Source organism: Leclercia sp. W17, assembly GCF_003336325.1.
Classification (GTDB): Bacteria; Pseudomonadota; Gammaproteobacteria; order Enterobacterales; family Enterobacteriaceae; genus Enterobacter.
This window is the reverse complement of the sequence record NZ_CP031101.1, coordinates 1,632,417-1,650,840: the sequence shown is the minus strand read 5'-3', so window position 1 is coordinate 1,650,840 and position 18,424 is coordinate 1,632,417. Positions and strand designations below refer to the sequence as shown.

The window sequence follows — 18,424 nt, the reverse complement described above, 5'->3', positions numbered from 1 at the left end:
TACTGGTGTCGTAAGATGCTCTTTTATTATCAGTTGCTTTTGAAACCGTTCGGATTCTTCTTCTGCCAGTTCCACGCGTCTCTCATCATTTCAGGCAGATCCCGCTTCGCTTCCCAGCCAAGCTCCACTCGCGCTTTTGAGGGATCTGACCAACATTCAGCAATGTCACCCGGACGCCTGTCACTCAACACATAGGGTACTGATACGGAGGTGGCATGCCTGAAGGCTTCCAGGAGTTCGAGTACAGAATATCCTTTTCCTGTTCCAAGATTATAAACATTGAAATTAGGCGCTCCGGGACGGCGTTTTAATGCAGCAACATGTCCTTCAGCAAGATCCATAACATGGATAAAGTCACGTACACCGGTACCGTCTTTTGTCGGATAATCACTTCCGTAAACAGAAAGATGATCACGTTTACCTATCGCGACCTGGCAAATATAAGGCATCAGGTTATTGGGAATGCCATTAGGATCTTCACCCATTTCCCCTGAAGGATGTGCACCAACAGGATTGAAATAGCGCAGCACGGTAATATTTAAACCCGCACATGCAAAAGATAAATCAGAAAGTATTTTTTCGACCATTAATTTGGACGTACCGTAAGGATTTGTTGTTCCTCCGGTTCGGCAAGATTCGGTTAAAGGGATAGTCTCTGGCTCTCCGTAAACCGTTGCGGATGAACTGAAAATTAAATGGTTAACGCCAGCATTTATCATTTCATCAAATAAGCATAAGCTGCCTGCAATATTGACCTGATAATATTTAAGTGGTTTTGAGACAGATTCACCAACTGATTTTAAACCAGCAAAATGGATCACGTCAGTGATGTCATTCTCGGAAAATATCTTTTGCAGCAATGCTCTATCTAATATATCACCTTGATAAAATAAAGGTTCAATACCAGTGATTAATTTTATTCTTTTTAATGATTCAGGAGAAGAGTTTGATAAATCATCAATAATGATAACCTCTTCTCCTTTTTCAAGGAGAGCAACAACTGTGTGCGACCCTATGTAACCCAGTCCACCTGTAACAAGAATAGCCATATAATTCTTAACCTTATCTCATGATGGTATAATTATCAGTTGAAATAATTTCATATGCGCGATATTTCATATACAGTAGTAATCTAGTGAAGCAACATCAATTATTACTCAATAAAATACTTATCAACTTATCGGTTGCTACGTTTTCATCAAATTTTTCTTCAGCCATACGTCGGCTTTCTTTACCCATCGATATGACCTGTTGCGGATTCACGATGAAATTTATCATTGCTTCTGCCAGCAATTCAACGTTCCAGGGTGGAATCATAAAACCATTTAAGCCATGATTTATAGTTTCCCGGCAGCCCGGGACATCAGTAGTAATAATAGGCCGACCAATAGACATTGCTTCCTGCGTACTACGAGGAATACCTTCACGATAAGAAGGCAGAACAAAAACACTTAATTCATTCAAATACCCTTTCACATCAGATATTTGTCCTAAAAAATCAACATGACCTTCTTTTTTCCAGATGTTAAGTTGTTCCCGGGTAATGCCTCCCGGGTTATCATCGATTGCACCAGCGATGCTGAATTTAACTTCTGGATATTTTTCTTTAACGATTTTTGCTGCCTCAACAAACTCTCGCACGCCCTTTTCAACTAAAAGACGTGATACCATTCCAAAATGAAGGGAAGTTTTATCAGGCAAGCTGTAAGAGTACTCGTTGAGATTGACACCAATACCACCAATAATTTCGAAATCCGATATTGCAATCTTATTATGTATGATTAAGTCACGATAATCGTCAGGATTAAGAAAAAGTACCTTTTTGGATCGAGGTAAAGTCAATTTATAGAGAAACGTCTGGATATGTTTTAAGATTCGCTTTTTAAAAGAATCTTTTTTCTTATGAGCAGTATAACAAAAACCTAGGCCTTCTAGCAAATTATAAACATACTTAACACCAGCCAATTTGGCTGCAAGCGTACCAAAAATCACTGGCTTTGGGAAAAAACAAAAAACAACGTCAGGATTGATTTCCTTTATTTTTTTGGATAGTGAGACGGTATTAACCATATCAGACAGGGGATTCATGCCTGAACGTGAAAAAATATATTGCTCTGGTGTAGCGCCGAGCTGGGAAATTTGTAAGAACTTTTCTCTGTCATTATCCATGGTAAGAATATGAACACTGATATCCTTTGATACTAGTTGTTCTATCAATTTTTTTCGGAAAAGAATAATGGTGCTAGCTTGGTTGCCAATGAGCAATATTTTCATTTAACTACCTGTATTGATTTGTAAATGCTCAACCAGCGATCCACTACCGAAGTGATAGAGAAATTTTTGATGATATGGTCGCGGTTTTGATTTCCGATAATATTCTTTTGCGCTTCGCTTAACGCGCTCATTTCAAGTATTTTAGTTGCTAAAGCTTGAGAATCAGAAATCGGTACAACATACTTAGCGTCGCCAACAACTTCTTTAACTCCACCGGCATCTGTACATACAGCAATAGATTTACAGGCCATAGCTTCTGCAACAACTAATCCAAAACCTTCCCACCGTGAAGATAATACAAACAGGTCGCACGCTGAATAATAATCACTGACAGAATTAATACTTCCCAAGAGCGTTACGCGCGAACTTAAATTTAGACTAGTTATAAGTTTTTCAATATTATTACGCTGATCACCTTCACCGATAATAACCATTTTGAAATAATCAGGCAATTGATGAAATGCAGTAATGAGATTGGGGTAATCTTTAGCTTCGGTTAATCGGCCAACTGCAAGAATTACTTTTTCATTTTCTTTAATATTAAGCTGATGTCTGAAAGTAACTCTATTCTCGCTGTTAAAATTAAATTTGTCAATATCAATACCGTTATAGACTACATCTGAATTAAGTTTTGAAAAGGCTTTTTTTTGAATGAAAGCTTCAAGTGCTTCTTTGCTAACATTCGTACTAATATCGGATAATTTATCAGTAAGGCGGTATATTAGCATGCGTAATGCTCCGCCTTCATTTTTACTGTGCGCAGTGCAAATGAGTTTATAATTTTTTTTGAACAGTAACCCAACCATTCTCATTAAAATATTTGCATGAAACATATGGCTATGCACTATTGATGGCTGATAATCCTTGATTATATTACGGCATTTAAAAAGTGTTTTAAAAAAAGAAAGAGGCGTTTTATTCAAGTTCAGATTAATAACTTTGATATTTTTCTCTTCGGGCCGTACTACGATTTCCCCGCTAAGAGTTAAGATCATAACTTCGTAGCCGCGTTGATAAAATTTATCAGCAAGAATGCATAATTGTCTTTCAGCACCACCGAGCCCCAATCCAGTGATTACAAAGAGCAACCTTTTATTGAACATTGTTTGATTCTCCGCCTAGCGCCTTATCCAGTACCACATTCGCTATTCTCCCTATTTCTCGCTCATCAAAAACTGCCGCAGTATAATAATTTAGATTAATAAATGAAACCGGAGCTGAGGTATTGCGGAAATAGGAGAAGAAACAGAACACTAAAAAGGTAAAGAAATATAAATTAAGAAATAAAGTGTTGTAACTTTTGACTTCAAATATACGCCTGTAGGATTCTTTGGCATAAAGAGTAAAAACAAAAATAGCGATAAAGATGAAGTAAAATGTTACCCTTGCCAGGAAAGTTATAGCTCCGCTATACAAATAAATCACGGCTCCAACAAAAATAATGCGGTTGAGCAATAGTAGCTCTTGCTTTTTTTCAATCTGGTAAGAATAGTAAATATAAAAAACAACATATAAAAAAGTCAAAATATTTAGCCAACCAAATTGGATGGAAATAGGGTTTTGCTCGATATAGAAGAGAATTTTTTTAAAGGCAAAATTGAACTGAGCAAGAAAAGCAACTAAACCGGCTCCAAAAATCAATAAGAAAGCGAACAATGATATTGATGAAACAGTAACAGCGATAAATATTTTCCTATTCTTGATTTTACATAATAATATGGCAGGTATAATTATGAGCGCTGATACGTGCATTGAGGCCGCGATTATTGTACCAATAATAAGCCGTGGCAAGGAATGTGACTTGCAATAGTTTATTATTATTGCGAATATTATTACGCAGGCAATAAATTGACGCAGTTGCTCTAATATTAATGTGTAACCGAATACCATTAATAAGGCAGAAATAAAAAGTGGTTCGTTAATTTTAACCTTCGTCAGGTTATAACCCAACATGGTAAATACGAACATATAAAATAACAATATCGCAATACCAAAGTTATTCCCTGAAAGAAACAACAATAATTTAAAGAAGATCACAAACCCAGGTTCAAAGGCTAAATATAAATCATCATCATTCAAAAACCTGCTGTAATAAATACTCCAGTCCACTCCATTGATGTAAAAAGCTGTAAAAGAAATTATCAGCACGCCCCAAATGGTTGACCTGATGACTTGTTTTGATCCTGTGTTAAATCGTCCCCAGATCAATGAAAACAATAATAATGGGATAACGTTAATAAGTATAAACATTATCTACGAACCCTCTCATAGAGAGCAATGATGACATTCATCGGATTTAATACTTTTAGATATTTAAAATAACGAATATTATTAAATGATAAATATAAATTCAATTTATTATGTAAATATGCAACATAGTGTTTATCGCTTAGCCTCATTTCATTCAGGAAAACTAAATCCTTATACAAATACACGTTTATGTTGGAATTTCGTGAGGTAGCTTGCGCATTGTGTACTCGATAAAGAACACTTGTAAAATCTAAAAAATCAGTTTTGATATTATTATCAATAAGTTTTAACCAATGTGGAAGATCTTCAAGCAAACGATAACGCTCATCAAATTCAGTAAAATATTTACGATTAATAAAAGCTCCGGGGGCCATATTATTGAAATGGATATTCGCTAAACCCTGTTTGAATTTAGATGGGCGCATTTTGCTAATATCTCTAGTCCACGACAATGGGTATTTACTGGATAATACGATATCGTTTCCAAAAGTTTCAAAATAGGTAAAGAACGCACCATAATTCTGACCCGACGGAATGCCATTTAATTCTTGAATGAATTTTTCCACAGCATCATTTAATAATATATCGTCAGAACCAATACATTTAATCCATTTGCCTTTAGCATGCTTAAGTCCATTATTAAAATTAGCAGGTATTCCTCTATTCTCTTGGCTCCTCACGAAAACACACTCAATATCTGGGTGAGTTTCTTTTTTATCATTAAGCCAGCTTTCGATTATTTCAACGCTATTATCTTTTGAACAATCATCAGCAATTATTATTTGGATAAATTTATAACTTTGATTAATACACGACTCTAAAGTTTCTTCAATATATTTTTCTGCGTTGTAACTCGCAACGATAATAGTAACTAAAATATTATCCATATTAGAACATAATACTCAATAAAGTTAATTGTAATTTGCTTTTCTTTGAGAGCAGGACAGTTCTGCTTTTTTTATCTTTAGACAAGCGACTTATCGACTTATGAAGCAAGGAATGCCATTGCCCACGGTCTCTATCAGATAACAACTTACGCCATTTAAAATAGCGAACTGAGACGCCCCACATGGTACTGATAATCAAAGCATACGCATCATTTATTAATAAATTATAATTAGGGGCATCCTTATTCTTCTCAATATAGTCCAATATATAGAAGGCATTATGCAAAACTTTATAATAATTGTGATTTATTCTTCGTGTTGTAGAATTTACGTTATTTACGAAGTAATAGTTCCCATCAGAAAGATATATTTTATCAGCTAAATCAAAGGAGATACGTGAAATAACCTCATCATTGTTAAGATAATTCATGCCATCTTTATTGATATCGTTGTAAGTTTCGTAAGCCCGTAAAAACATTTCTCTGTTATAAATACCAAAAGCATGTACTCCCCATGCTCTAATGCAATTTGCAAAAACATCTTTTCCCTTTAACTTTTTGTTCGCTGTATAACAGACAAAACTCCCAGTAATTTCATTATCATCCGGATTGACATAGTTCAAATGAAATAAGGAAATATCAATAGTAGGGTCATTAATGATTGGAGTAAAGGCATTTTCCAGGGAATCATTGGCCAATCTGTCATCGCTATCGATTACGGCAATAAATTTCGATCGACTAACACGGATAGCATTTTCACGAGCCCGAGCCGCCCCTTTGTTCTCTTGCCTAAGCAAATGTAATATGAATTGCTTTGGCTTGTATGAGGCAACTAGCGCTGCTGTATTATCGACTGAACCATCATCTACTACTATTACACGAAAACCGTTAAGCGACTGTTCATCGAGCTTATTTAAAATGGTAAGGATATTTTTTTCTTCATTATACGCCGGTATAATGACGCTCAAATCTTCACTATCTATCCTCATTATTGAAATCCACTTTATATTTCACATGCCAAAAATAGATGGCAGCAGTTGCAACAAGATAAATTAAATATGTTGAACAATAAGCCATACTTACTCCTTCAAAACCATTATTTATAATAAATAGCTTGGTCAAGAGAGGATAGAGAATTGAGAAAGATATTTCTAAAGTTGCGTTGATTGCAAAGTAACCTTTCGCTAGTAAAATTGTTGCAAATAACCAACTACAGATTCTGAAAAAGTCCCCTATGTTTTGATAGAAAAAAAGCCCACTCGCACGCTGGAAATCCTTTGTAAATAGGAAACTGATAATAAAATCTTTTAAATAAAAAATTGTCAATGCCATTATAAGCGATAAAGGCACGACTAATCGAGCACCCGTTTTTAAAATACTTAAATGCTCAGAAACTGTTTTAGCTGCTGCTGTTTTGGGAAAATAGTAAACCGTCATCGCAGTAGTTAACACTGCAAGGTAGGCTTCCGATATTTTACTAACTGCCTGCCAGTACCCTGAGTATTCCAGAGAGAAATCATTTGTTAATATAGTTCGCACAATAATTAGAGAAATAGGCCCTGTTAAAGCGCCGATAATTCCCATAGCGAAATATTTACTCATTTCACTGACTTGCTGTTTTGGCGCTGTGCCATACCAGTATTTAAACTGAAACCACGGTTTTTTTAGTATAATTATGATAAGCCAAAACCCGGCAATGGCATTATTTAAAGCAGCAGCAATCAAAGCACCTTTTAGTCCTAAAAAATATACCAGACCTGTCATAGAGATCACAGATGAGGCAATTGCCAAAATATTCGCCAGAAAAAAACGATTATAATCACTTAACCCGTTCAATACTCCTAAGAATATACTATTAATAATATTTAGTGGCAAAACCATTAACGCCAATATTATCAGCCAGTAGAATTCTCTATTATGAAAAAGGTATTCAGCCAAAAAGCCTGAAGAGAGGATCCCCAGGCACATAATGAAACAGCAAGCAACTGTTGATAGCTTTATAGCGGCTCGCCAGTATGGCTGAGCCTTCTCATAATTATCTTTGTGCTCAGCTGAGTAGCGGTTAACTCCCTGTGAAACTTGTGATGAGATAAAACCATTAATAAAGGTTACAAAATTCTGTAATTGCCCCAAGTTAGATATTCCCGCAGGGCCCGTATAAATTGCAACAACTTTAGAAATAAGAAGCCCACATGCTAGTCTAAAACAGGTAATAATCCCACTCAGTATTGTTACTTTTGCAAAACTCAAAGTACCCATCCATTAATTATACTAATAACATGATCAACATCGGAATCGGTCATGGTTGGATCCATAGGGATGGATAGTACACTGCTATGCAGTGTTTCAGAAATTGGCAAAGTTAAATGCTTCATTTCTTCATATGCCATTTGCAGATGTGGTGGAATAGGATAATGAATAAGGGTTTGAACCTGATTTTTATCTAGATAGTCTTTCAAAGCTTGTCTCTGGCTCGTTTTGATAACAAAAAGGTGCCACACATGTTCTAGATTCTGTTCTTCACTAATTTCTGGAAGAGTTATAAGCGAATTATTGATAGTTGTCAGGTACTTACGTGCAATTTCACGGCGCCGTGATGTTTCTTTATCCAAGTACTTTAACTTCACAGAGAGCATAGCAGCCTGAATTTCGTCAAGACGGCTATTAATCCCTTTATATTTATTCTGATATTTAACGTGTGAACCATAATTTCTGAGCGCTAACAGCACCTGAGCTAACTCGTCGTCATTTGTTGTTATCGCACCCGCATCGCCAAGAGCACCCAGATTCTTGCCGGGATAGAAACTAAAACCAGCAGCATCCCCCCATGAGCCACATTTTTTACTATCAATTTCCGCGCCATGAGACTGAGCGCAATCTTCAAGCACCAACAAATCATTTGCTGAGGCAATCTTCATAACCTCTTTCATTGGTGTGATTCGCCCATACAAATGTACAGGTAAAATAGCTTTGGTTTTAGAGGTGATCGCTTTTTTAATTCCCTCAACACTCAAATTGAATGTCGCAGGATCAGGCTCAACTAGTACAGGGGTTAAATCATTCTGGGTGATTGCTAAAATTGATGCAATATAAGTATTCGCAGGAACGATAACCTCATCACCAGCCTTTAGTTTACCCATCTCTTTCCAGGCGCGAAGCACTAATATCAGCGCATCCAAGCCATTTGCTACGCCAATCGCATGTTTTACTCCACACCATTTTGCATATTCTTTTTCAAAATTTTGAAGTTCAGAACCCATGATGTACCAACCGGAGTCGATAACTCGCGCACATGCTTCTTTTAGCTCTCTTTCATAACAATTATTAATTTTTTTTAAATTCAGAAAGTCAACCATTATTACTTCTCCCCTAAAATTCTTGCTGGATTGCCTACGACTGTTGTATTTGCTGGCACATCCTTAGTTACTACAGCGCCTGCACCTACCATTGCCCCTTCCCCAATAACTACACCAGGAAGAATTGTTGCATTTGCGCCAATTGAAGCACCTTTTTTCACAACGATTCGCGAAAATTGCTCTGGATAAACTTTCGACCTTGGTTTTTTATCATTTGTAAACGCAACACATGGACCGATAAACACATCATCTTCAAGCGTAACTCCATCCCAGATATATACACCAGATTTTACTGTTACGCGATTTCCTATTAGCACATCATTCTCAATAAAAGTATGTGCACAAATATTACAATCATCGCCAATAACAGCGCCTGGCAGTATTACCGAAAATTGCCAGACATTAGTATTTTCGCCAATGTTGCTAGATTGTACATCACTCAGTTTATGCAGATTCATGCTTTAATGACTCCAGAAATGCGTCATAGTTTCTGATATAGTCGCTTTCATCATATACATCGCTGGCGAGAACCAGAAGGATGCAGTCGTCAGAGTAGTTGTACATTTCGTGCCAAATTGCGGGCTCAATAAGTAATCCTTGCGCAGGATCATTTAAAAGAACATCAACTTTCTCAACACCATCATCTAAATGAAAATAGCAAGAGCCTCTGACCACTATCGCAAGCTGTCTTAGTTCTTTATGTGCATGAAAACCTCTTCGCACATTTTCTTTAGTTCCAAACATGTAATAGACCCGTTTAATTTCAAACGGTACGTTTTTGATCTGTTCAAGGGCAACAAGCATACCACGCTCATCACCATGCTTCTGGAACGGTAAAATTTCAATTTTCATATTTTTTCACTAAATTAATAAGGTATTGCCCGTAACTGTTTTTTTCTATTTTTTTTCCGAGAGAAAACACATCATTATTTGTTAACCAACCATTCCTCCAGGCAATTTCTTCAGGGCAAGCAACCATCATTCCCTGTCGCTTTTGCACTGTTTCTACAAAGCTGCCAGCTTCAATTAAACTGTCGTGCGTGCCCGTATCAAGCCATGCAAATCCTCGACCTAATAATTCAACGGTTAACAAGTTGCTTCTGAGGTAGACTTCATTGACCGACGTAATTTCAATTTCCCCCCGGGCGGAAGGTTTTATCGTTTTCGCAATATCTACAACGCTATTATCATAGAAATATAAACCTGTCACAGCCCAGTTGGATTTAGGGTGAACTGGTTTTTCTTCAATACTTAACGCTTTAAAGTTACAGTCAAACTCAACCACACCAAAGCGTTCAGGATCCATGACCTGGTACCCAAAAACGGTTGCCCCCGAGGTCCGCTCAGCAGCACTTCGTAATTTCGGTGTAAAACCTTGACCAAAGAAGATGTTATCTCCTAACACCAGGCAGACTGAATCATTGCCAATGAATTTCTCCCCAATAATAAAAGCTTGTGCCAGCCCATCAGGAGATGGTTGAACGGCAAAAGATAAGTTAATGCCGAACTGGCTGCCATCTCCTAGTAGTCTGACAAATCCTTGCTGATCTTCGGGGGTGGTAATAATTAAAATATCTCTTATGCCCGCAAGCATCAGAACTGATAACGGGTAGTAAATCATCGGTTTGTCATAAACAGGTAGTAACTGTTTAGATATTCCCATCGTGATAGGATAAAGTCTTGTACCTGACCCACCTGCAAGAATGATACCTTTCATCTTATTCCAGTCCTAAACGTTCACGTTGATAGCTACCGTCCTGCACACGACGACACCATTCAGTATTATTTAAATACCACTCTACCGTTTTACGGATCCCGCTCTCAAAGGTCTCTTGCGGCTTCCAGCCCAACGTCTGGCTAATCTTATCGGCATCGATGGCATAACGACGGTCATGACCCGGACGGTCAGCGACATATGTAATCTGGTGACGATACGAGCCCTCTTTCGGCACAATCTCGTCCAGCAGATCGCAGATGGTATGCACCACATCCAGGTTCTGCTTCTCGTTGTGACCGCCGATATTGTACGTTTCGCCCGGTTTACCCTGGGTCACCACGGTGTAAAGCGCGCGAGCGTGATCTTCAACATAGAGCCAGTCGCGGATCTGATCGCCCTTGCCATATATCGGCAGCGCTTTCCCCTCCAGCGCGTTGAGGATCACTAGCGGGATCAGTTTTTCCGGGAAGTGATAAGGACCGTAATTATTGGAGCAGTTGGTCACAATAGTCGGGAAACCGTAGGTACGTAACCATGCGCGAACGAGGTGATCGCTGGATGCCTTAGAAGCCGAATAAGGGCTGCTCGGTGCGTATGCCGTCGTTTCAGTGAATAGCGGCAGTGCTGTCGAGGCTGGATGCTCGTCCGGGTGCGGCAGATCGCCGTAAACTTCATCTGTGGAGATGTGATGGAAGCGGAAGGCTTTTTTCGCCTCTTCGCCAAGCGTAGACCAGTATGCACGGCCCGCCTCCAGCAGCACGTAGGTACCGACAATATTGGTCTCGATAAACGCAGCCGGTCCGGTAATGGAGCGATCAACGTGGCTTTCTGCCGCCAGATGCATCACCGCATCAGGCTTATGCTCGGCAAAAATACGATCCATCGCCGTTTTATCGCAAATGTCCGCATGCTCAAAAGCGTAACGTGGGTTGTTGCTCACGTCAGCAAGAGATTCCAGGTTACCGGCGTAGGTCAATTTATCGACATTAACCACTGAATCCTGGGTATTTTGAATAATATGTCGTACAACCGCAGAGCCGATAAAACCCGCACCGCCAGTAACAAGAATTTTCACGCGTTCTTTTCCGTTAATTGATATCAGGATGGTCACATTCTGTAGCTGCTATTACAGCCTGAATAGAAATCAGACACGCTACCGCCCCTGGCTTAACAGCTACCAGTGCACTGAACGTGGTCATTAAGAGGTATTTTGCCGCCAGACCCCAGCATAATGGCAACAGGGTAGCGCACAAATCAATTAATAATTGTCGTCTTAAATGCAGGCAGAAACAAGGGAAAAATAGGGCTAATGAAACAAAAATCCAGCAGTTAACTCACTGAAAATTAGGAGTTTATTTAAAAAAAGAAACGGCAGTGTCATTCACATGGCCTATGAAAGCCCGGAATGATCCACTGCCGTTCAGACAACGACAAACAACGGTTAATTGTTATTTAAGAGCTTCGTCATGCTTTCGCGGAACTTTTGTCCTTCTTTCAGGTTGCGCAGGCCATACTGAACAAAGGCTTGCATGTATCCCAGTTTCTTACCGCAGTCGTAGCTGTCGCCGGTCATCAGCATAGCGTCCACAGACTGCTTTTTCGCCAGCTCAGCGATAGCATCCGTCAGCTGAATACGATCCCAAGCGCCTGGCTCGGTACGCTCCAGTTCAGCCCAGATTTCTGCGTTGAGCACATAGCGACCCACGGCCATCAGATCGGAATCAAGCGTCTGCGGTTGATCCGGCTTCTCGATAAATTCAACGATACGGCTGACTTTACCCTCAGTATCCAATGGCTCTTTGGTCTGAATAACCGAGTATTCAGACAGGTCGCCTTTCATGCGCTTCGCCAGCACCTGGCTACGGCCCGTCTCGTTGAAACGCGCCACCATTGCCGCCAGGTTGTAGCGCAGCGGATCGGCAGAGGCGTTGTCCAGAATGATGTCTGGCAGTACGACCACGAACGGGTTATCTCCCACTACAGGACGCGCGCACAGAATAGAGTGGCCCAGCCCCAGCGGCTGCGCCTGGCGAACGTTCATAATGGTCACGCCCGGTGGGCAGATGGACTGCACTTCCGCCAGCAGCTGACGCTTAACGCGCTGCTCCAGAAGGGCTTCAAGTTCGTAGGAGGTGTCGAAGTGGTTTTCTACCGCATTCTTGGAGGAGTGCGTAACCAGAACGATTTCTTTGATCCCTGCAGCAACAATCTCGTCGACGATATACTGAATCATCGGCTTGTCAACGATCGGCAGCATCTCTTTAGGAATGGCTTTTGTGGCCGGGAGCATATGCATGCCCAGACCGGCTACCGGAATGACTGCTTTCAAATTAATCATATTTCTTCCACCTTAAAATGGTTGCCGAATTATAGCCCTTTAGCTTGGTTTCGCCAGCACGAATTGCTACAAATCTGGAGATGATGTTACGCAATTACAGCGTAAATTCCAGCAGATGCAATCCGAATACTCGCCCTTTAATTCCAGGAATCCTCGCAAAATGCCGTCTGGTTAATATTTAGCGCTTCGGCAGGTTAAAATTCAGCCGTTCCGTATTGATCGTATGATGGTCAATTCGGTCGATATCGACCGAACTTTGTCCTTTTTCATTAACCGCGTTAATGTTCGCCAGCGAAAGCAGCGTCTCGTCTCGCGCCATAAACTTCCCGCGCACATCTTTACGCAGATCGAAATTCAGCTTCAGGGCTGGGCCCCTGTCTGCATCCTGCATCACGTTGATATTGCGCATAAAAAGATGCTGAGGTTTATTATGGAACTCCAGAGAGGCGCGCTTCATTTCAAGGTTGGTGAGGGCCACGAACGAGGTTTTATTGCCGGAGGAGATCTGTATTCCGCGCAACTTTCGTGCAAGTTTCTGGTTATCCAGATGAATATTGTTGAGGCGAAAATTCTGCGGTATCGATAAATAGTCGCCTTTAATCACGCCGTAGCCAATTAACATCCCGGCGCTATCGGTCATCTCAACATTATCGATGACAAAATTATCGCAGCCATATATCGCAACCGTTGCGTTATCAATACCCGCTTTCTTACTGAAGTCCGGGGTGATATTGCGGGTCTTAACATTACGAATGATAAAGTGTTTGCCGTTTTCAACGTGCACCAGCTGGCGACAATTGCTCCCGGTAATATTGGCCACCACGAAGTTCTTTACCGTCTGGTCTTCAGGGTAGTTGTTGTCGTAGGTACTACCCGCCAGACCGATGCCGATACCCCAGTTAATTTTCCCGTTGGTGCAGTCGATATGGTCGATCACGTGGTCTGAGATGAGGATGTTTTTGTCATTAATCGCCACGTTCCACTCGATGGCGTCACCCTGCAGGTAGCTGAAATGACAGTTGGTAATCTTTACGCCATCCATCTGGTTATGAAACCCCTGGCGCAGGATCGCATAGTTGGCTTTAGTGACCCGCAGGTTGTCGATCAGCAGATTACGCATCACCCGCTTTTGTTTACCGCCAATGTAAATCTGGGTCACCGGGCCATAGCCGCTCATCGTCAGGCCCTGGATCACGCAGTCAGAACCGCGCACGTCGAGGGTGATGTTTTCGCTACGCCCCTTCCCTTCCCCGATTACCTTGCTGCCATCCTGCAATACCAGCCGCCCGCGGCCATTGCCGGTCATCGAACCGAGAATGCGCAGGGTTTTGCCCTCGGGAATAAAAATGGCGGCGTTGATGTTCTCGCAGGTGACGTCCGCAGGCACCACGACGGTATCACCCTCGGTAAAGGCCTTCTTAAATGCGGCAATGCCGTCACGAAGGTCATACTGGCTGATCTCTACCGTGACAGCGTTTTTGGCGGCCCGAACGCCGACCAGCGGCGCGGCCGCCAGCACGGAACAGGCGGTGACAAACGCGCGTCGCGTTATCTCTTTCGGCATATCGCCTCCCTTTTTAAAGCGTCTGTAGCAGAGTGGCTAACTGTCGATTGATAAGGTGTTGATTGAAATCGGTCTCCACCTTTTTGCGCGCATTGTGCAGCACAGGCGAAAGCTCCTGATGGGCAATCGCGGCAAACTGCTCCAGCTGATTAGCCAGTGCCTCCGGGTTATTCTCCTCCACCAGCCAGCCGGAATGGCCTGGTTCGATCAGTTCCGGAATACCGCTATGCACCGTGGAAACGACCGGTATGCCTACTGCCATAGCTTCCATCAGCGCCACCGGGATCCCCTCCATATCGCCATCCGTGCCGGTGACTGACGGGAGCAAAAAGAGGTCGGCAGCATCCAGCATGGCTTTAACCTCATGGCTGGGCTTGAACCCCGGCATTTCGACATACGCCTCCAGCTCATACTGTTCGATCAGGGTACGCAGACGACGTTCCCAGGGGCCAATACCGAGAATGCGATAGTGAAAATCCACCCCGCGCGCTTTCAGCTGGCGGCAGGCTTCGATCGCCACGTGCAGCCCTTTTTTCTCGGTCAGACGTGCAACAGAGATGATTTGCAGTGGGCTTCCCGGCGTTTTAACCGGCCGTTGGGTAAAGCGCTGCATATCCACGCCCATGCGTGAGACGGTAATTTTCTCGGGCGGGCAGCCCATATTTTTAAGGCGTCCGGCCCACAGGTCGCTTATCGGCAGCATCATATCGCCGCGCTGAAACAGGCGTTGATACTCAGGGGTATAGTGCGCCAATACCTCCCGGCTGGAGATGTCGATCCCGTGAAAGACGGTAGCGATTTTCCCCTCGATAACCCCCAACTCGCGCAGCTTGGCCGCCGTGACGCCTGCCGGGCCGAAGTGGGCGATAAACACATCTGCACGCCAGGGCCGCACCGTCTGGCCGCAAATGGCGGAGAGGATCAGGTTGCGCGACTCGGCACCATAGCGGGAGACGTTCAACGCCTTCCATGTGCCGGGACGGTGCAGCCCGCGCAGGGTCTGGCGGGCGCGGTAGCGCAGTTTCGCAAGCCGGCCCTGGGGCTCATCCTGTAACCAGCGGGTTTTGCTGGCCAGGTCGTACTGCGTCCATGCGGCGTGGGTATTTTGCGTGTCGCCCTTTTGCAGGGCGACGATCTCCACGTCATAACCCATATCAATAAACGCGGTGATCTGGTTCAGCACAAAGGTTTCGGACGAGAGCGGGAATTTCAGTAAGAAGAAACCAACCTTCATTTGCCCTCCCCGACCCGATCCAGCACCGATTTCACCATTTTGATGCCGTTTTCACGTTCGGCTTTCACCGCTACCGCCAGGCGTTCGTTGATGGCTGGCAGCTGGCCGAGAGTATCGCCGACCATTGCCCCCAGGGAGCCGTCCAGCAGATGACGAATATCCACCGCCATCTCCGGCATGCCCAGCTGCTGCATGATCCCGGCAGACTTGTGTTCGTAGTTAATCGCGATGGCCGGGGTGCCGAAGTTCATAGAGATAATGGCCGAATGCAGACGTGTGCCTACAGTCAGATCGCAGGCACCCAGCAGCTTGCCCATCTCCAGATCGTTAAGTTCGTCCATCACTACGTGGTAGCGGGACGGATCGCTGACGTGCTGGCGCAGATTGAGCGCCACCATACGATCATCTTTGTTGTAGCTGTCGATCCCGGTACAGGTGGAGAGCGCCAGCACCTGATAGCCGCTATCCAGCACCCGGTTAACCACCTCGGCAAAGGCCTTTTCATAGGCCGCCTGGGTGGTACCCAGACGCTTATCAAACGGCGCCAGCTCACGCAGAGTGATGGCGACAGTCTTCTGCTGCGCCGCCACATTCAGCCAGTGCTGCACGGCATAGCTGGGGGTAAAATTCGCCTCCTGATGATCCACCAGCCAGGCGGTATCCACTCCCTGCTCTACCTTGCTTGTGTCGATCTCGCTGCGCTGCATCAGATTCAGGCTCACCGACTCGCGCAGGATCAGCGCGTCACAGTGACCAAATACGTAGTTCGCCAGCTGGTTGAACTGGGGATCCTGGAACGGGCCGACGCTGTGCCCGACCATAAACAGCGGCTTTTTCGCCATAAAGGTGCAGAGCGCATGCTCGAACTGCGGCACGCCGTAGAGGTCAACGAAGAAGGAGCCCCCCACCTGGATGATGGCATCGTAGCCGGAGAGCAGACGGACAAAATCGGTAAAGCCCTGGGCAATGGCAATATTACGCAGCTTGCCGGTGTCGGTCACCCGTGACAGCAGGACCTGGTGCTGATAGCGGCGGCGCAGCACCTTTTTCACGCGGCCCATCATGCCCGCGGCGCTGTTATGCTGCTTCATCTGGCTGTAGAGCGGATCGCCCATCACCGGGCGGTTCAGCAGCCAGGAGGAGCTGACCGGGTAACGGCTCATCACATCCACTTCTGTCTCCGGAGACAGGGCATAAATCGCATCAAGCAGGCCGCGCAGAATGGCGCTGTCACCACGGTTGCCACAGGTATGGTTGCCCAGAATCAATAATTTCATAATAACCTCTTAAAAAATTCCCCTCCCAGCGGAGAGGGGGAGGAAATAATTAACCTGCGCGAAGCAGCGTTTTCATCTTTTCGTTGCGGCAGAACTGGCGCTTGATCTCCACCACCAGCGCGTTCCGCGACAGCACAATCATCACCGCGAAGGCCAGTGCGCCCGCGGCGACCTGCACTGCCAGCAGCGCCGCCAGCGGCAGATGGCCTTTCAGGGCCAGCCCTAAGCCATAGCTCACCGCCAGCGTCGGCAGCGACAGGTAAAACGGCAGCCACAGGCTCAGGATGTACTGACGATAGCTGGAGCCCAGCACCGGCTTAATCATCACGAAGTAGCTCAGGATGGTGTTGACGATCTGCACCAGCAGGAAGCCCAGCGTGACCCCCATCGCGCCGGCCAGATGGCCGCCAATGACAATCGCCGGAATAAACAGGAATGTCTTGAAGACGTTAAATTTGAAGCTGATATCGACGCGGGCTTTGGCCATCAGCAGCGAACCGATCGGGTTGCCAACGGAGCGCAACAGCCCCACCACACACAGCAGTTGCAGGATCGGTACAATGCTCAGCCACTTCTCACCGAATATCAGGGGCACCAGATTGCCGGAGACCACCATCAGCCCCAGCAGGGTCGGGAAGTTAATGATCCCCACCACCGACAGCAGCTTGTAGAAGTTGAGCCTGAGCTTGTCGGTATCGTCCTGAATTTTGGCGAATGCCGGGAACAGCACGCGGGTGATAATCGGGTTGAGCTTCATCGGCGGAACGACCGCCACGTTGTACGCCAGGTTATAGCCACCCGCCACGCTGGCGCCGAGAATGCGCGCCAGTACCAGAGTGGAGAGGTTGGTATTGACGTAGTTGATGATGCTGTCGGCAGTCAGCCACGCGCCGAAGCGCAGGTTGGATGACACCGATGCGAGTGAGAAGTGGAAGCCCGGACGGTAGATTTTGCGCCCGAAGTAGCCAAACAGCAGCGTGCGCACGGCAGAGTTAACCAGATACCCGAGGATGGCGGTTAACGCCCACGGCCAGAAATGGGCGCTGATCACGGTAAAGGTAAATCCGGCCAGCACCGAGCTGGTCTCGATCATGCCGATCTTGCTGAATTCGAGCTCCTTTTGCATCAGCGCGCGGAACTGCTGCCCGTGGGGGATCACCACAAACGCGAACGACAGCGTACGCATCAGCGGCGCCAGCTCCGGGTTGTTCAGCGCCAGGGCAATGGCATCGCTCAGCAGGAACAGCGCCACGAACACCAGGATGCCGAGGCCGACGTTCAGCCAGTAGAGGGTGGTCAGCTCCAGCTGGCTAATCTCTTTACGCTGGATAATGGAGTTGGCGATGCCGAAATCTGACAGCGTATCGGCGAGGGCAATGATCACCAGCGAGACGGTCAACAGGCCAAACTGGTGGTTATCGATAATGCGCGCCAGCACCGTCATCTGCACCAGCCCAAGGCCGATGATGATCACCGTGGCGATAGCCGACCACTTTGCCCCGCTGAGGGTTTTTTCACGTAAGCTCAT

Annotated in this window: 17 protein-coding genes; all 17 read right to left on the bottom strand. The window is 44.6% G+C overall.

The features are described from left to right. Positions 1–29: 29 nt before the first annotated feature. The 17 genes from galE to wzxC all read right to left on the bottom strand — a co-directional run bounded on the left by galE (position 30) and on the right by wzxC (position 18,424). Complete coding sequence (gene galE, locus DVA44_RS07980; RefSeq protein ID WP_114386166.1) at positions 30–1,049, bottom strand: UDP-glucose 4-epimerase GalE; 1,020 nt, start codon at positions 1,047–1,049, stop codon at positions 30–32. Positions 1,050–1,146: 97 nt separating this feature from the next. Beyond that, positions 1,147–2,274, bottom strand: coding sequence for a glycosyltransferase family 4 protein (locus DVA44_RS07975; RefSeq protein ID WP_114386164.1), 1,128 nt, complete (start codon positions 2,272–2,274; stop codon positions 1,147–1,149). Continuing rightward, the gene (locus DVA44_RS07970; protein ID WP_114386162.1) at positions 2,271–3,377 is read right to left on the bottom strand and encodes a glycosyltransferase; all 1,107 of its coding nucleotides are present in this window, start codon (positions 3,375–3,377) and stop codon (positions 2,271–2,273) included. Before DVA44_RS07970 ends, DVA44_RS07975 begins: the two co-directional genes overlap by 4 nt. After that, positions 3,367–4,524, bottom strand: coding sequence for an EpsG family protein (locus DVA44_RS07965; RefSeq protein ID WP_114314523.1), 1,158 nt, complete (start codon positions 4,522–4,524; stop codon positions 3,367–3,369). The genes DVA44_RS07970 and DVA44_RS07965 overlap by 11 nt, the downstream gene beginning before the upstream one ends. Further along, positions 4,524–5,411 carry a glycosyltransferase gene (locus DVA44_RS07960; protein ID WP_114386160.1) on the bottom strand — a complete coding sequence of 296 codons (888 nt, stop codon included), beginning with the start codon at positions 5,409–5,411 and terminating at the stop codon, positions 4,524–4,526. The genes DVA44_RS07965 and DVA44_RS07960 overlap by 1 nt, the downstream gene beginning before the upstream one ends. Position 5,412: 1 nt before the next feature. Continuing rightward, complete coding sequence (locus DVA44_RS07955) at positions 5,413–6,399, bottom strand: glycosyltransferase family 2 protein (protein WP_114386158.1); 987 nt, start codon at positions 6,397–6,399, stop codon at positions 5,413–5,415. Then, positions 6,386–7,669: an O-antigen translocase gene (locus DVA44_RS07950; protein WP_114386156.1), complete on the bottom strand. Its 1,284-nt coding sequence runs from the start codon at positions 7,667–7,669 to the stop codon at positions 6,386–6,388. Before DVA44_RS07950 ends, DVA44_RS07955 begins: the two co-directional genes overlap by 14 nt. Then, positions 7,657–8,766 (bottom strand): DegT/DnrJ/EryC1/StrS aminotransferase family protein, encoded by a 1,110-nt coding sequence (locus DVA44_RS07945; protein ID WP_114386154.1) that lies wholly within the window; start codon positions 8,764–8,766, stop codon positions 7,657–7,659. The genes DVA44_RS07950 and DVA44_RS07945 overlap by 13 nt, the downstream gene beginning before the upstream one ends. Before the next feature lie 2 nt (positions 8,767–8,768). Then, a complete protein-coding gene (locus DVA44_RS07940) occupies positions 8,769–9,224 on the bottom strand; it encodes an acyltransferase (RefSeq protein ID WP_114386152.1) in 456 nt (151 codons plus the stop codon). Further along, the gene (locus DVA44_RS07935) at positions 9,211–9,618 is read right to left on the bottom strand and encodes an FdtA/QdtA family cupin domain-containing protein (RefSeq protein ID WP_114314517.1); all 408 of its coding nucleotides are present in this window, start codon (positions 9,616–9,618) and stop codon (positions 9,211–9,213) included. The genes DVA44_RS07940 and DVA44_RS07935 overlap by 14 nt, the downstream gene beginning before the upstream one ends. Beyond that, positions 9,608–10,483 carry a glucose-1-phosphate thymidylyltransferase RfbA gene (rfbA, locus tag DVA44_RS07930; protein WP_114314516.1) on the bottom strand — a complete coding sequence of 292 codons (876 nt, stop codon included), beginning with the start codon at positions 10,481–10,483 and terminating at the stop codon, positions 9,608–9,610. Before rfbA ends, DVA44_RS07935 begins: the two co-directional genes overlap by 11 nt. 1 nt (position 10,484) lies before the next feature. Then, positions 10,485–11,558, bottom strand: a complete 1,074-nt coding sequence (gene rfbB / locus DVA44_RS07925; protein ID WP_114388384.1) for a dTDP-glucose 4,6-dehydratase — start codon at positions 11,556–11,558, stop codon at positions 10,485–10,487. Positions 11,559–11,924: 366 nt separating this feature from the next. Further along, positions 11,925–12,821, bottom strand: a complete 897-nt coding sequence (gene galF / locus DVA44_RS07920; RefSeq protein ID WP_103826470.1) for a GalU regulator GalF — start codon at positions 12,819–12,821, stop codon at positions 11,925–11,927. A gap of 178 nt (positions 12,822–12,999) precedes the next feature. Beyond that, on the bottom strand, positions 13,000–14,385 hold the full coding sequence (wcaM, locus tag DVA44_RS07915) for a colanic acid biosynthesis protein WcaM (RefSeq protein WP_114386150.1): 1,386 nt from the start codon (positions 14,383–14,385) through the stop codon (positions 13,000–13,002). A 13-nt stretch (positions 14,386–14,398) separates the two neighbouring features. Further along, a complete protein-coding gene (wcaL, locus tag DVA44_RS07910; protein WP_114386148.1) occupies positions 14,399–15,619 on the bottom strand; it encodes a colanic acid biosynthesis glycosyltransferase WcaL in 1,221 nt (406 codons plus the stop codon). Then, positions 15,616–16,896, bottom strand: a complete 1,281-nt coding sequence (gene wcaK, locus DVA44_RS07905) for a colanic acid biosynthesis pyruvyl transferase WcaK (RefSeq protein ID WP_114314513.1) — start codon at positions 16,894–16,896, stop codon at positions 15,616–15,618. Before wcaK ends, wcaL begins: the two co-directional genes overlap by 4 nt. A gap of 49 nt (positions 16,897–16,945) precedes the next feature. Further along, complete coding sequence (gene wzxC, locus DVA44_RS07900; protein ID WP_114386146.1) at positions 16,946–18,424, bottom strand: colanic acid undecaprenyl disphosphate flippase WzxC; 1,479 nt, start codon at positions 18,422–18,424, stop codon at positions 16,946–16,948.

Excerpts from the sequence above, each read along its gene's own strand:
- galE (WP_114386166.1), bottom strand. The coding sequence starts at position 1,049 with ATGGCTATTCTTGTTACAGGTGGACTGGGTTACATAGGGTCGCACACA.
- DVA44_RS07975 (WP_114386164.1), bottom strand. The coding sequence starts at position 2,274 with ATGAAAATATTGCTCATTGGCAACCAAGCTAGCACCATTATTCTTTTC.
- DVA44_RS07970 (WP_114386162.1), bottom strand. The coding sequence starts at position 3,377 with ATGTTCAATAAAAGGTTGCTCTTTGTAATCACTGGATTGGGGCTCGGT.
- DVA44_RS07965 (WP_114314523.1), bottom strand. The coding sequence starts at position 4,524 with ATGTTTATACTTATTAACGTTATCCCATTATTATTGTTTTCATTGATC.
- DVA44_RS07960 (WP_114386160.1), bottom strand. The coding sequence starts at position 5,411 with ATGGATAATATTTTAGTTACTATTATCGTTGCGAGTTACAACGCAGAA.
- DVA44_RS07955 (WP_114386158.1), bottom strand. The coding sequence starts at position 6,399 with ATGAGGATAGATAGTGAAGATTTGAGCGTCATTATACCGGCGTATAAT.
- DVA44_RS07950 (WP_114386156.1), bottom strand. The coding sequence starts at position 7,669 with ATGGGTACTTTGAGTTTTGCAAAAGTAACAATACTGAGTGGGATTATT.
- DVA44_RS07945 (WP_114386154.1), bottom strand. The coding sequence starts at position 8,766 with ATGGTTGACTTTCTGAATTTAAAAAAAATTAATAATTGTTATGAAAGA.
- DVA44_RS07940 (WP_114386152.1), bottom strand. The coding sequence starts at position 9,224 with ATGAATCTGCATAAACTGAGTGATGTACAATCTAGCAACATTGGCGAA.
- DVA44_RS07935 (WP_114314517.1), bottom strand. The coding sequence starts at position 9,618 with ATGAAAATTGAAATTTTACCGTTCCAGAAGCATGGTGATGAGCGTGGT.
- rfbA (WP_114314516.1), bottom strand. The coding sequence starts at position 10,483 with ATGAAAGGTATCATTCTTGCAGGTGGGTCAGGTACAAGACTTTATCCT.
- galF (WP_103826470.1), bottom strand. The coding sequence starts at position 12,821 with ATGATTAATTTGAAAGCAGTCATTCCGGTAGCCGGTCTGGGCATGCAT.
- wcaM (WP_114386150.1), bottom strand. The coding sequence starts at position 14,385 with ATGCCGAAAGAGATAACGCGACGCGCGTTTGTCACCGCCTGTTCCGTG.
- wcaL (WP_114386148.1), bottom strand. The coding sequence starts at position 15,619 with ATGAAGGTTGGTTTCTTCTTACTGAAATTCCCGCTCTCGTCCGAAACC.
- wcaK (WP_114314513.1), bottom strand. The coding sequence starts at position 16,896 with ATGAAATTATTGATTCTGGGCAACCATACCTGTGGCAACCGTGGTGAC.
- wzxC (WP_114386146.1), bottom strand. The coding sequence starts at position 18,424 with ATGAGCTTACGTGAAAAAACCCTCAGCGGGGCAAAGTGGTCGGCTATC.